The sequence below is a fragment of the Luteimonas fraxinea genome, assembly GCF_021233355.1.
Classification (GTDB): domain Bacteria; phylum Pseudomonadota; class Gammaproteobacteria; order Xanthomonadales; family Xanthomonadaceae; genus Luteimonas; species Luteimonas fraxinea.
Genome location: NZ_CP089507.1, coordinates 1,317,377 through 1,331,312 on the forward strand (window position 1 = coordinate 1,317,377; position 13,936 = coordinate 1,331,312).

Annotated in this window: 12 protein-coding genes; 10 read left to right on the plus strand and 2 right to left on the minus strand. The window is 68.0% G+C overall.

Features of this window, described 5'->3' with window-relative positions:
• Window positions 1-368 precede the first annotated feature (368 nt).
• From LU699_RS05955 to LU699_RS05980, 6 genes are all read left to right on the plus strand, one after another.
• Window positions 369-1,109: a flagellar motor protein gene (locus LU699_RS05955; protein ID WP_232134083.1), complete on the plus strand. Its 741-nt coding sequence runs from the start codon at window positions 369-371 to the stop codon at window positions 1,107-1,109.
• A gap of 3 nt (window positions 1,110-1,112) precedes the next feature.
• Complete coding sequence (motD, locus tag LU699_RS05960) at window positions 1,113-2,060, plus strand: flagellar motor protein MotD (RefSeq protein ID WP_232134082.1); 948 nt, start codon at window positions 1,113-1,115, stop codon at window positions 2,058-2,060.
• Window position 2,061: 1 nt separating this feature from the next.
• Window positions 2,062-2,847 carry a ParA family protein gene (locus LU699_RS05965; protein WP_232134081.1) on the plus strand — a complete coding sequence of 262 codons (786 nt, stop codon included), beginning with the start codon at window positions 2,062-2,064 and terminating at the stop codon, window positions 2,845-2,847.
• On the plus strand, window positions 2,844-4,265 hold the full coding sequence (locus LU699_RS05970; protein ID WP_232134080.1) for a putative bifunctional diguanylate cyclase/phosphodiesterase: 1,422 nt from the start codon (window positions 2,844-2,846) through the stop codon (window positions 4,263-4,265). Before LU699_RS05965 ends, LU699_RS05970 begins: the two co-directional genes overlap by 4 nt.
• Before the next feature lie 7 nt (window positions 4,266-4,272).
• Window positions 4,273-4,908 carry a sensor histidine kinase gene (locus tag LU699_RS05975; RefSeq protein ID WP_232134079.1) on the plus strand — a complete coding sequence of 212 codons (636 nt, stop codon included), beginning with the start codon at window positions 4,273-4,275 and terminating at the stop codon, window positions 4,906-4,908.
• A gap of 81 nt (window positions 4,909-4,989) precedes the next feature.
• Window positions 4,990-6,057 (plus strand): HDOD domain-containing protein, encoded by a 1,068-nt coding sequence (locus LU699_RS05980; RefSeq protein WP_232134078.1) that lies wholly within the window; start codon window positions 4,990-4,992, stop codon window positions 6,055-6,057.
• Window positions 6,058-6,119: 62 nt separating this feature from the next.
• Here the strand turns inward: LU699_RS05980 and ubiE are convergent, their stop codons facing one another.
• Window positions 6,120-6,881, minus strand: coding sequence for a bifunctional demethylmenaquinone methyltransferase/2-methoxy-6-polyprenyl-1,4-benzoquinol methylase UbiE (gene ubiE, locus LU699_RS05985; RefSeq protein ID WP_232134077.1), 762 nt, complete (start codon window positions 6,879-6,881; stop codon window positions 6,120-6,122).
• Between the two features lie 7 nt (window positions 6,882-6,888).
• The gene (locus tag LU699_RS05990) at window positions 6,889-8,433 is read right to left on the minus strand and encodes a TerC family protein (RefSeq protein WP_232134076.1); all 1,545 of its coding nucleotides are present in this window, start codon (window positions 8,431-8,433) and stop codon (window positions 6,889-6,891) included.
• Between the two features lie 137 nt (window positions 8,434-8,570).
• Between LU699_RS05990 and LU699_RS05995 the strand changes: the two genes are divergently transcribed.
• From LU699_RS05995 to LU699_RS06010, 4 genes are all read left to right on the plus strand, one after another.
• Window positions 8,571-9,026, plus strand: coding sequence for a nucleoside deaminase (locus LU699_RS05995; RefSeq protein WP_232134075.1), 456 nt, complete (start codon window positions 8,571-8,573; stop codon window positions 9,024-9,026).
• 318 nt (window positions 9,027-9,344) lie between these two features.
• Window positions 9,345-10,823, plus strand: a complete 1,479-nt coding sequence (locus tag LU699_RS06000; protein WP_232134074.1) for a SulP family inorganic anion transporter — start codon at window positions 9,345-9,347, stop codon at window positions 10,821-10,823.
• A gap of 91 nt (window positions 10,824-10,914) precedes the next feature.
• Entirely contained in the window at window positions 10,915-12,615 is a 1,701-nt protein-coding gene (locus LU699_RS06005) for an MFS transporter (RefSeq protein ID WP_232134073.1), read from the plus strand.
• On the plus strand, window positions 12,612-13,739 hold the full coding sequence (locus LU699_RS06010) for an HlyD family secretion protein (RefSeq protein ID WP_232134072.1): 1,128 nt from the start codon (window positions 12,612-12,614) through the stop codon (window positions 13,737-13,739). The genes LU699_RS06005 and LU699_RS06010 overlap by 4 nt, the downstream gene beginning before the upstream one ends.
• Window positions 13,740-13,936: the final 197 nt, after the last annotated feature.

Genomic DNA, 13,936 nt, shown 5'->3' on the forward strand with positions numbered 1-13,936 from the left:
GGGGACCGCCGCGGCTGTATTGCGGCGGATCGCGTCCGGCGAAGGGGGTTTTGGTTCCTCTTTGGCCCGTCAAAAAGGAACTCGCGCGCGCAGCGGGCGAAAGCACTGCACTTGCGGTTGCCCTCACCCGACGCGCTTCGCGCGTCGACCTCTCCCGGAGGGAGAGGTGTTGTCCTAAGACCGGTCACCTGCCCGGCTTGATCGGTTCAGCCGCCCGCCGCCCGCAACGCCACGCGGCCCACCTCTTGCATCCCCTCTCCCCGTGACCCCCGCCGACGGAAATCCGTCGCCGCGGTGGCCCGACGCCGGGGCGTGCCCGTGTGCACATCCCCTCTTCAGAAATCTTCGCCGCGACCGTTAACGACTCCATGGACAAGCTCAGCGTCATCGGATTCATCCTCGCGCTCGTCGCGGTGCTGATCGGCAGCGTGCTGAAAGGTGCGGGCCTGTCCAGCCTGTGGTCGCCGGCGGCGTTCGTCATCGTGATCTGCGGCACGGTGGCGTCGATCCTGATCCAGACCAGCCTGGTGACCTTCAAGCGGGCGATGAAGATCACCAAATGGGTGTTCAAGCCGCCGTCCCAGGACCGCGCCGCGATCCTCGCCAGCCTCGTCGAATGGGCGAACACCGCGCGCAAGCAGGGTCTGCTGGGCCTGGAGTCGCAGGTCGCCGAGCAGCAGGACGCGTTCACCAAGAAGGGCCTGCAGATGGTCGTCGACGGCATCGCGCCCGATTCGATCCGCGCCGTGCTCGAGACCGACATGCACCACCAGAGCCAGGGCGATCTCGCCGCGGCCAAGGTGTTCGAGGGCATGGGCATCTATGCGCCGACGCTCGGCATCATCGGCGCGGTGCTGGGCCTGATCGCGGTGATGAAGAACCTCGCCGATCCGAGCAAGCTCGGCGGCGGTATCGCGGCGGCGTTCACCGCGACGATCTACGGCATCGGCGCGGCCAACCTGTTCCTGCTGCCGATGGCCAACAAGCTCAAGGCGCTGATCAATGCGCAGACCGAGGAGCGCGAGATGATCGTCGAGGGGCTGATCGCGATCGCCCAGGGCGAGAATCCGCGCAACATCGAGTCGCGTCTGGCCGGCTACGTGCACTGACCCATGGCCAGGAAGCACGTCCACGAAGAACACGCCAACCATGAAGCCTGGGCCATCCCCTACGGCGACCTGGTGACGTTGCTGCTCGCGTTCTTCGTGGTCATGTACGCGATTTCCTCGGTCAACGAAGGCAAGTACCGCGCGGTCTCCGACTCGCTCAACGCGGCCTTCGGTGGACCGCCGCGTTCGATGAGTCCGCTGCAGCTGGGCAAGACCCAGCGCCTGGGCTCGTCCTACGACCGTCCTTCGCTGATGACAGCCGCCGCGAAGAACGGCCCGGCGCCGGCGAGTTCGATGATCCAGCAGCGTCTGCAGCAGGCCATCGACATGCCGCGCTACGCGACCGGCCCCGAGTCGCAGGCCCAGGGCGGCCAGTTCGACGGCACCGGCCGCGGCGAACGCGAGGGCGAAGGTGAGCTGGTCTCGCTGGGCCGCGACCTGCAGGTCGCGCTGTCGGATCTGGTGCAGAAGAATCTGGTCACGCTGCGCCGCGGGCACAACTATCTGGAAGTCGAGATCCAGAGCGACATCCTGTTCTCCAGCGGCGTCGCCGCGCCCAGCACCACCGCGAGCGCCACGATCCGCAAGGTCGCCGCGGTGCTGCGCGACGTGCCCAACGCGATGCGCGTCGAGGGCTACACCGACAACCAGCCGATCCGCACCGCCGCGTTCCCGTCGAACTGGGAGCTGTCGACCGCGCGCGCGGCCAGCGTCGTTCACATCCTCGCGGCCGAGGGCATCGCCCAGTCGCGACTGGGCGTCGTGGGCTATGGCGAATTCCAGCCGATCGCCGACAATGCGACCGTGGAAGGTCGGAATACCAATCGCCGCGTCATGCTCGTGATCCTCGCCGCGCCGCAGGGGCCCGATGCCGTGCCGCAGTCCACGGCGACGGTCGCGGTGGCCGCAGCGCCCGCCGAGCCGGTCGATCCCGCGGCAGGGGCGCACTGACGTGCGGGTGTGGGCGATCGCGAACCAGAAGGGCGGCGTCGGCAAGACGACGACCACGCTGTGCCTGGCGCGCAACCTCGCCGACGACGCCCGCGTGCTGGTGGTCGATCTCGATCCGCATGCGTCGCTGACCCGCGCCTTCGGCGTGCCGCGCCAGCCGCCGCCGATCGGCACGCATGAAGTCTTCGTCGCGCAGACGCCATCGCTCGATGGACTGTCGCGCACCACCGCGATCGAACGTCTGCGCCTGGTCGCCGCGCAGCCTGCACTCGCTACGCTCGAACGCCGCAGCGCGACCCAGCCCGGCCTCGGCATGGCCTTGCAGCGCGCGCTTGGTGGCGTGTCCGAACTCTATGACCACGTGCTGCTGGACTGTCCGCCGACGCTGAGTCTGCTGATGGTCAATGCACTGGCTGCCGCCGACTGCCTCGTCATGCCGACCCAGACCGATCCGCTGGCGCTGCACGGTCTCGCCGACATGCTGCGCACCGCCGACATGGTCGAACGGTCGCGCAAGCGGCCGTTGATGCGCGCGATCCTGCCGACGCTCTACGACGGCCGCACCGGCAGCGGCCGCCAGAGTCTGGAACATCTCTACGCCGGCTACGAAGGCCTGGTGTGGTCGGATGCGATTCCGGTCGACACCCGTCTGCGCGATGCGCGCAGCATCGCCGGCAATGGCCCGTTGACCGGCCGCGGCGCCGAGGCTTACCGCAGTGCGCTGGCCTGGCTGCACACGCGCATGGCCGCCGCCGTCCCCGACGACAGCGCCGCAGTCGCCGCATGAGTCCGCCGCCCGCCGACGATGCGATGTCGGACTACGTCGAGGCTTTGCTCGACGCGACCCGCGCAGAAGAAGATCCGCTGACCGGCCTGCCGAATCGCGCCGGTCTGCTGCGTGCGCTCGATACACGCCGCGCCCAGCAGATGCCGACCGCGGTCGCGGTGCTCGGCCTCGACAATTTCCGCTCGATCAGCGTGACGCTGGGCCCGGGCATGGCCGACACCATGCTGCAGGTCGTCGCCGCACGGCTGCTCGCGCGTCTGCCGATGGATGCGTTTCTCGCACGCCTCGACGGCGACGAGTTCGCGATCGCGTTGTCGGTCAACGGGCAGAAGCCGCGTGCGACCGAAGCACTGCTCAACGCGATCCTGCTCGATCTCGCCCAGCCCTGCGAAGTCGACATGCACCGCGTGCATCTCGATGCCTGCGTTGGCGTGCTGCTCGACGCGGCCGACGACGACGCCAGTCCCGAACCGCTGATTCCCGGCACGCCCGGCGACGACGGCGCGACCGACAGTCTGGAACTCGTCGCGCGCGCGCAGCTGGCGATGCACTACGCCAAGCGCAGCCGCGGGCAGCAGCTGCGCCGCTTCGAGCCGAGCATGCGCACCGAAGCGATCGATCGTCGCCGGCTCGATCTCGAACTGCGCCGCGCGGCCAACGAGCACGAATTCGAACTGCACTACCAGCCGCAGATCGATCTGGAAACCGGCCGCCCGACCGGCGCCGAAGCGCTGCTGCGCTGGCGCCATCCCGAGCGCGGCCTGCTGATGCCGGTGAGTTTCATCGAGGCACTGGCGATGAGCGGCATCGCCGCGACCGTCGGCTGGTGGATTCTCGATCGCGCCTGTCGCGACGCGGCCACGTGGCCGAAGGTCGACGGCCATGCGATGACGGTCAGCGTGAACCTGTTCCCGTCTCAGTTCGGCCACGAGGATTTCCTGCACGAAGTCGACTCGGCACTGCGTGGCAGCGGCCTGCCGCCGTCCTCGCTGGAACTCGAACTCACCGAAACCATCGCCCTGCGCGATGACGGCGCCGCGGCAGCCACGCTTCAGGCGTTGCGCCAGCGCGGCGTCAAGGCCGCCTACGATGATTTCGGCACCGGCTATGCATCGCTGTCGATGCTGCACCACCTCGCCGTCGACCGGGTCAAGATCGACCGCAGCTTCGTGCGCGACGTGATGGAAGATCGCGGCGACGCGGCGATCGTGCGGTCGATCCTGCTGATCGCGCGCAACTTCGACATGCAGGTCACCGCGGAAGGTGTCGAGTCCGCGCCGCAGGCGGATTTCCTGCGCAAGCTCGGCTGCGACGAAGTGCAGGGTTTCTATTACTCGCAGGCATTGCCGCTGGCCGATTTCGGCCATTGGCTGACCGGCTACGAACGCCGCCGCGCGAGCATCGCGGCGATCGAATGAGATCCGCATGAGCACGCGCGCGCCCGACTGGATGGACCGCATCGACGCCGAACGGCGCGCGCTCGCCCGCGATCTGCACGACGACCTCGGCCAGATCCTCAGCGCGTTGCGCCTGAGTGCGCACGCATTGTCCGGCGCGCTGGTCGATGATCCGCGCGAAACCCTGGCCGACGATGTCGTCGTACTCGCCGATGCGGCACTGGCGCGCGTGCGCGCGGTCTCGCACGGCCTGCATCCGCCGCTGCTCGCCAGCCAGGGCCTCGCAGCCGCGCTGCAGGGACTGGCGGATGGCATCCCGCTCGGCGAAGTCGAGGTGCGCTTCGAGGCCGAATCGGATCTGCCGCGGCCGACCCATGCGGTGGAAATCGCCGCCTACCGCATCGCGCAGGAAGCGCTGACGAACGCATTGCGCCATGCGCAGGCGCGCAGCGTTCGCATCGAACTGCGCGCGGAACGCGATGCACTGCAGCTGCAGATCATCGACAACGGCCACGGTCACGACCTCGACGCCGCGTCCGGTTTCGGCCGCACCGCGATGCGCGAACGCGCCGCGCTGGCGAGCATTGATTTCGCCGAATCGGCATCCGCGGATGGCACCCGGATCACATTGCGCCTGCCCTTGGCCGGACGCGATGCGGACTGATCGCAGAACACGTTCAAGGCGCGTTCCGCGCGGCATCGCGTTGCTATCATCGCGCCTGTTCATATCGCACAAGGAGACGCCGTGCATCTGGTCGTAGCGTGGGAGCGCGGTGACGAAGTCGAGCGCCTGCAGGCGGAGATCGCCGCGCGCGGTCTCGACTGGCAGGTCAGCTGGTTGCCACTGGATGACGGCGCGACCGGCTCGGCCGCCGACCTCGATCCCGACGCACTGGTGTGCACCGCCGACAGTGGCTGGAGCCGCTGCCGCCTGCTGCTCGACGAAGTGCGCGTGCGCCACCCGCATGCGGTGCGCATCGTGCTGATGGAAGCCGGCGACAACGCGCGCGCGGTCGACGCGCTCGAACATGCGCATCGCGTGCTGCCCGAACCGCTGGACGCGCAGACCGTCGTCGACGCGGTGAAGGGCGTGCTCGACCTGCAGCACCTGCTCGACGACGCACAGCTCAAGCGCGCGATCGAACGCATCGGTGCGTTGCCCTCGGCGCCGAAGCAGTACCTCGCGCTGACCCGACTGCTGCGCGATCCCGATGCCGGCACGCATGCGATCACCGCGATCGTCGCCCAGGATCCCGCGCTCGCCGCGCGCGTGCTGCGCCTGAGCAACTCCGCGTACTACGCGATCGGCCGCGAGATCGGCGATCTGCGCACCGCGGTCGTGCGTCTCGGCCAGGACGCGCTGCGACGGCTGGTGCTGGCCAGCGAAGTCTTCGCCTCCGGACCGGACATGGACGGCATGCGCGAACGCGCACTGCGCACTTCGTGGCTGGCCGGCCAGATCCTGCCCGGCAGCGGCGCCGGCGTAGCCGCGACCGCAGGCCTGCTCGCCGATGTCGGCCGTCTGCTGCCGCCCGACAGCCTCGGCGACGTGCCGCACAGCATCGCCGGCGCGTATCTGCTGGGTCTGTGGGGCCTGCCGACACCGATCGTCGAAGCCGTCGCCTATCACCAGCATCCGACGCGGATGTCGGGCGCGTTCTGGATCACCGGCGCGGTGCACGTGGCTTCGGCGCTCGTCAACGGCACCGAGGTCGATCACGACTATCTGCAGCGCGTCGGCGCCCTGCACCTGATGCCGCAATGGCGTGCGCTCGCGGCGGCGTCGCCGGCGGATGGGGGCGCGCTCGACTGAGCGCAGGCTCATCCATTACCTCGTCATCCCGGCGAAAGCCGTGATGACGAGCAGGAATCGCCTCAGGCCTTGTAGCCGTCGTGGATCGCGACGATGCCGCCGCTCAGATTGCGGTACTTGCAGCGCGCGAAACCGGCCGCTTCCATCATGCCCTTGAGCGCATCCTGCGGCGGATGCTTGCGGATCGATTCCGACAGGTACTGGTAGCTGTCGCTGTCCCGTGCGAACAGCTTGCCCAGCCGCGGCATGATCTGGAAGGAATGGAAGTCGTAGATCGGCTTGAACCAGTCCGCCTTCACTTCCGAGAACTCCAGCACGCGCGCCTGGCCGCCGACTTTCAGCACGCGCAGCATTTCGCGCAGTGCGGCGTCCTTGTCTGTGACGTTGCGCAGGCCGAAGGCGATCGTCACCAGATCGAAACTGGCATCCGGGAACGGCAGCGTCTCGGCATTGCATTGCACGTACTCGAAGCCGCGCACGTTGCCGCGGTCGGTCATGCGGTCGCGGCCGACGCGCAGCATCGAGGCGTTGATGTCGCCGAGCACCAGCTCGCCGGATTCGCCGACACGGGATTTCAGCAGCGCCGCGATGTCGCCGGTGCCGCCAGCCAGATCGAGCACGCGATCGCCGGTGCGCACCTGCGCGGTCGCGGCGAAGTAGCGCTTCCACACCCGGTGGATGCCGAGGCTCATCAGGTCGTTCATCAGGTCGTAGTTGCCTGCGACCGAGGAGAACACCTCGCCGACCAGCTTCTGCTTGTCCCCGGTGGGGACATCGCGGAAACCGAAATGGGTGGTGCCGGGCTTGTTGGATTCGTCGCTCATGGCCTGATTATCCCTCATCCGGGACCGGCGCGATCCGCAGCTTGCCGACGCGGCGCCGTTCCAGCGATTCGACCTGCAGCAGCCAGGCGCCGACGGTCACCGTGTCGCCCTCAACCGGCATGCGGTCGAGCAGGTGCAGCACGAGGCCCGACAGGGTGACGTAGGTGGCCTCGCGCGGCAGCACGATGCCGGTGGTCTGCTCCAGATCCTGCAGCGACATCGAGCCGTCGACCAGCCAGATGCCGTCGTCGCCGCGGCTGGCCGCGTAGTCGGCGTCCTGGGTGTCGACCAGATCGCCGGCAATCGTCGCCAGCAGATCGTTCGCGGTCACCATGCCCTCGAGGCTGCCGTATTCGTCGACGACCACCGCCAGCGGAATCGGATGCGCGCGGATCTGCTCCAGCACGCGCAGCGTCGAGGTGCCCTCGGGCACGACCAGCGGTTCGCGCACGAAGTCGGTGACGTTCAGCGCGCGGCCCTGCAGCACGCTCGACAGCAGATCGCCGCTCTGCACGATGCCCAGCATCTGGTCGAGTTCGCCGTCGCAGACCAGCAGGCGCGTATGCGGCGATTCGATAAGGCGCGCGGTCGCGTGCTCGATGCCGCGTGTCGCATCGATCCACTCGATGTCGCTGCGCACCGTCATCACACTCGACACCGGGCGCTCGGCCAGCGTGAGCACGCTGCGGATCATGTCGTGCTCGGCGGCTTCGAGCCGTTCTTCGCCCTCGCCCTGCGGCACGTCGATCGCGCCGTCCTCGACGTGCGCGGTCGGGCGCGTGCCGAGCAGACGCAGCACCGCATCGGCGGTGCGCTGGCGGAACGGCAGCTGTTGCGCGTGGCGCTCGCGGTTGAAGCGCGACCACTGGTTGAACGCTTCGACCAGGATCGAGAACGCGATCGCCGCGTACAGATAGCCCTTCGGAATCTTGAAGCCCAGGCCCTCGGCGACCAGGCTGAAGCCGATCATCAGCAGGAAGCCCAGACACAGCACAACGACGGTCGGATGCTTGTTGACGAAGTTGGTCAGCGGCTTGCTGGCGAGCAGCATCACCGCCATCGCGATGGTGACCGCCGCGTACATCACGCCGAGATGGTCGACCATGCCGACCGCGGTGATCACCGAGTCGAGCGAGAACACCGCATCGAGCACGACGATCTGGGTCAGCACGACGCCGAACGAGGCGTAGACGCGCTTGGTACTCGTCTGGCTCTGCTGGCCTTCGAGCCGCTCGTGCAGCTCCATCGTCGCCTTGAACAGCAGGAACACGCCGCCGATCAGTAGAATCAGATCGCGCCCGGAAAAGTCGTTGCCCCAGACAGTGAACAACGGTGTGATCAGACCGGCGATCCACGCCACCAGCGCCAGCAGGACCAGCCGCATCAGCAGGGCCAGCGACAGGCCGATCACACGGGCCTTGTCGCGCTGCTCCGGTGGCAGCTTGTCGGCGAGAATCGCGATGAACACCAGGTTGTCGATGCCGAGAATGATCTCGAGGACTACCAGGGTCGCCAGCCCCATCCAGATCGTGGGGTCGGACAGCCATTCCATAGGTGTTCTTGCATCGCGCTCTTGGGGGCCACGGATTCTGCCACGCGATCGTTAAGAAGTTGCCGCGGCGTCTCACGCTCGACCGCGACGGATGCGGCAGGCAGACTCGCGGGCCCGATGTATCGAAGACCGCCTGCATGATCGCCACGCCCGACTACCGCGCCCTGCTCGACACCGCGATTTCCGAAGCCCGTCAAGGCCTTGCGGAAGGTGGCATTCCGATCGGCGCGGCGCTGTATCACCAGGACGGCCGCCTGCTCGGCTGCGGCCATAACCGCCGGGTGCAGGAAAGCGACCCGTCGATCCACGGCGAGACCGATGCGTTCCGCAAGGCCGGGCGCCAGCGCTCCTATCGGGACACGATCATGGTCACGACGCTCGCGCCGTGCTGGTACTGCAGCGGCCTGGTCCGCCAGTTCGGCATCGGCACCGTCGTCGTCGGCGAGTCACAGACCTTCCAGGGCGGCATCGACTGGCTGCGCGAGGCCGGCGTCGACGTCATCGACATGCAGAGCCAGGAATGCGTGGACCTGCTCGGCGGCTTCATCGCCGCGCATCCTGAAGTCTGGAACGAGGACATCGGCGAGGACTGAGAACCTGTTCAATGTCCTGCTGCGCTTGTCAGCTGGCGCGCGTGCGGTGCTCGGAATGCTCACGTACCACACGTACGCTGCGCTTCCTGCGCTCCACCACGCGCCATCTGGCGGCGCTCGCGACGGACCTCGAACAGGTTCTGAGCTGTCCCTGCCTGCGCTAGACTGCGCGCCTTCGCGTCACCCGCCCCGCCCCCGATGACGATCACGCCACCATAGCCGCCGCTCCCGCGCCGCCCATCGGGCGACGCTGCGCTATGCCATGCACCGTCATTCCGCCAGACACCGCTGCGTGTCCGGCCTCGTCAGGGCTTTCCCATGCACCTCAAGATTCCGCTGCGCCAGCAATGGTTCGGCAACGTCCGCGGCGACGTGCTCGCCGGACTCGTCGTCGCGCTCGCACTCATTCCCGAGGCGATCGCGTTCTCGATCATCGCCGGCGTCGATCCGCGCGTCGGTCTTTACGCCTCGTTCTCGATGGCGGTGGTCACCGCGATCGTCGGCGGCCGACCCGCGATGATTTCCGCCGCCACCGGTGCGATGGCGCTGGTGATGGTCACACTGGTGCGCGATCACGGCCTGCAATACCTGCTGGTCGCAACCCTGCTCGCGGGCGTGTTCCAGATCCTCGCCGGCGTGCTGAAACTCGCATCGCTGATGCGCTTCGTCTCGCGCTCGGTGATCACCGGTTTCGTCAATGCGCTGGCGATCCTGATCTTCGCCGCGCAGCTGCCGGAACTGATCGGCATGCCGTGGACGGTGTACGCACTGTGCGCGGCGGCGCTGGCGATCATCTACGGCTTGCCGCGCCTCACCCGCGCCGTGCCGTCGCCGCTGGTCGCGATCGTCGCGATGACCGTGCTCGTCGCCGCGATGGGCATTGACGTGCGCACCGTGTCCGACATGGGCGCGCTGCCCGACAGCCTGCCGGTGTTCCTGCTGCCCGACGTGCCGTGGACGCTGGAGACGTTGCGCATCGTGCTGCCGGTGTCGGCAACGCTCGCCGTGGTCGGCCTGCTGGAATCGCTGCTGACCGCGCGCATCGTTGACGACATGACCGACACACCCAGCGACAAGCACCGCGAATGCGTGGGTCAGGGCGCGGCCAACATCGCCACCGGCTTCCTTGGCGGCATGGCCGGCTGCGCGATGATCGGCCAGTCGGTGATCAACGTGAAATCCGGCGGTCGCGGGCGGTTGTCGTCGATGGTTGCCGGCACCGTGCTGCTGGCCCTGGTGGTGTTCGCCGGGCCGTGGGTCGGGATGATTCCGATGGCCGCGCTGGTCGCGGTGATGATCATGGTCTCGATCGGTACCTTCAGCTGGCAGTCGCTGCTGGATCTGCGCCGGCATCCGCCGGGATCGAGCGTGGTGATGCTCAGCACCGTCGTCGTCACCGTGGCCACGCACGATCTCGCCAAGGGCGTGCTGACCGGCGTGTTGCTGTCGGCGCTGTTCTTCGCCCGGCGCGTCGGCCGGCTGCTGGATGTCGAGGATTCGATCGATGCCGACGGCACCCGCCGCTACGTCGTGCGCGGCCAGGTGTTCTTCGCATCGGCCAATGCGTTCGGCGACGCCTTCGATCTGCTGGAACCCGTGCCGCGCATCGTGATCGATCTGACACACGCGCACTTCTGGGATCTCAGCGCGATCGGCGCACTCGACACCGTGGTGATGAAACTGCGCGCACGCGGCGTCGACGTCGACGTACTCGGCCTCAATGCCGCGAGCGCGACGCTGGTCGAACGGCTCGGCGTGCACGACAAGCCGGGGGCGACGCGCGTCGCCGGCCACTGAATCCGACCTGATCCATGGCGCGCGGCGCGGTGTAACGGACCGGTCCACCGGTCGTCTTGTCGCTGGCTGGAGCCGGGTCCAGACTGGCGTCATGTCGCGCGTCCCGCCCGCTTCCCCGCCGTCCGCGACCGTGCGCGCGCATCGCTACGCGCCCCGCGACTGGGCGCCGCACGAGCGGCCGATGATGCCGGGCTCGCCATCGACGCCGCTGCATTCCACGCGGCGTCGCATCGCGTTCGGCATCGTCGGTTTCATCGTCGCGATGACCGGTGGCCTCGGCAACGCGCTGGTCACCGCGAATCTGGTCAACCTGCAGGGCGCGCTGGGCGCGTATGCATCGGAGATCGCCTGGCTGCCGGCGGCCTACGTGATGACCAACGTGTCGATGAACATCCTGCTGGTGAAATTCCGCCAGCAGTTCGGCCTGCGGCTGTTCACCGAGGCGTTCCTGATTCTCTATGCGCTGATCACGCTGGCGCATCTGTTCGTCAACGATCTGGGCTCGGCGATCGCGGTGCGCGCCGGCCACGGCATCGCCGGCGCCGCGCTCAACACGCTGGGCCTGTACTACATGCTGCAGGCGTTTCCGCAGAAGCATCGTCTGCGCGGCCTGGTGATCGGCCTGGGCATCGCGCAGCTCGCACTGCCACTGGCGCGCGTGTTCTCGACCGATCTGCTCGAGTTCGGCGAATGGCGCGGGCTGTACATGTTCGAACTCGGGCTGGCGCTGGTCGCGCTCGGTGGCGTGCTGCTGCTCAAACTGCCGCCCGGTGATCGCCACAAGGCCTTCGAGCCGCTGGACTTCGTGACCTTCGGCCTGTTCGCGCCCGGCATCGCGCTGTTGACCGCGGTGCTCGCGCAGGGACGGCTCGCATGGTGGACGGAAACCGCGTGGCTGGGCTGGGCGCTGGCCGGCGCGTTCGTGCTGGTGACGGCGGCGATCGCGATCGAACACTTCCGTGCGCGGCCGCTGCTCAATACGCGCTGGCTCGCGACCGGCTCGATGCTGCGGCTGGCGCTGGCGATCGTGCTGATCCGCATCGTGCTGTCGGAGCAGGCGACCGGCGCGGTCGGATTCCTGCAGGCGCTGGGCCTCGGCAACGAGCAGATGCGCACGCTGTTCGTGATCGTGCTCATCGGCAGCGTCGCCGGACTGGCGACGAGCGCGCTGACCATCAACCCTGCGAAGACCTGGCAACCTGTACTGATCTCGCTGGCGCTGATGATGACCGGTGCGCTGATGGATGCGCAGGCGAGCAACGTCACCCGGCCCGAGCAGATGTATGTGAGCCAGTTCCTGCTCGCGTTCGGCAGCACGTTCTTCCTCGGGCCGATGCTGATCGCCGGCATCGGTCCGGTGATCAGCCAGCCCCGCAACCTGATCAGTTTCGTCGTGCTGTTCGGAATGACCCAGAACCTCGGTGGCCTTCTCGGCTCCGCGCTGCTGGGCACGTTCCAGACGATGCGCGAGAAGTTCCATTCCAGCGTGCTGACCGAGCACCTGACCCTGCTCGATCCGCTGGTCGCCGCGCGCGTGCAGGCCACCGCGAACGGCTACTCCGCGACCATCGCCGATCCCGCGCAGCGCAACGCACTCGCGGTACGCGCGCTCGGCAGCGCGGCCACGCGCGAGGCCAATGTGCTGGCCTACAACGATGTCTTCCTGCTGATCGCCTTCATCGCGTTCTGCACGCTGGTGTGGATCATCGCGTCGCGGGTCTGGGCGCGTCTGCGCGCCGCGCCGGCAACGCCCGCATCGCCACCCTCTTCTGCCGCCCCGGATTCCGCATGAGCGCACCCGCCCCGACACCCCCACCCGAACAGCCGGCCGCGCCGTCACGTCGCCGACGCGTGCTGCAGATCGCCGCGTTCGCCGCGGTCGCGCTGGCCGGCGTGTTGCTGGTGCTCTACGCCTGGCGCCTGCCGCCGTTCGGCAGCAGTGTGCAGAGCACCGAGAACGCGACCGTGCGCGGCCGCGTGACGCTGATCGCGCCGCAGGTCTCGGGCTATGTCACCGAGGTCGCGGTGCAGGATTTCGAGGCGGTGACGCGTGGGCAGCTGCTGGTGACCATTGACGACCGCATCTACCGCCAGCGTTTCGAACAGGCCGAGGCCAACCTGCGCGTGCAGCAGGCTGCGCTGGCGAACGCCACACAGTCGCGACGCAGTGCCGAAGCCGGCATCGCACGCAGCGCTGCCGACATCGCCGCGACGCGCGCGCAGTCGAACGTCGCCGCGATCGACCTGCGCCGGATCGAACAACTCGCCGCGCAGAAACTCATTTCCGAACACGACCGCGATCTCGCCCGCGCCAGCGATGCGCAGGCACGTGCGTCGGCCGCGCAGGCACGCGCATCGCTCGACATTTCCGAACAGGATGCGCGCAGTGTCGACGTCAACCGCGAGAGTCTGGAAGCCGCGGTCGCCAGCGCCGAAGCGGCGGTGCGTCTGGCGAAGATCGATCTCGACAACACGCGCATCACCGCGCCCGACGACGGCCTGCTCGGCCAGGTCACCGTGCGCCAGGGCGCGCTGGTCAACGCGGGCACGCAGCTGATGGCCGTGGTGCCAGCCGATGTCTGGGTGCTGGCGAACATGAAGGAAACGCAGATGGTCGACATGCGCGTCGGCCAGCCGGCGAGCTTCACCGTCGACGCACTGGGTGGCGCGCGACTGACCGGTCGCGTCGAGCGCATTTCACCCGCGACCGGTTCGGAGTTCAGCGTGCTGCCCGCGGACAACGCGACCGGCAACTTCGTCAAGATCGCGCAGCGGATTCCGGTGCGGATCGCGGTGGATCGCGATCAGCCGCTGGCGGCGCGGTTGCGGCCCGGCATGTCAGTGGAGGTCAGTGTGGATACGGGCGCGGCGGTGCGGGAAGACGCTGGCGAGGCGCCGGCGTCGCGCGCGCCGTGAGTCCGCTGCTGTTGCCCGTCATTCCAGCGTCCGCTGGAATCCATTTTCGCTTTCGGATGTCTGTTCCGCTGAGGTAACCGGTACTGGTGTTGTCGAGCGCACGACAGTTGTTTCAGGGTCCGCCTAGCGGACCCCAAGCAAGATCAAAATGGATTCCAGCCTGACCAGCCATTCGGCTGTTGAAAACCGCTGGAATG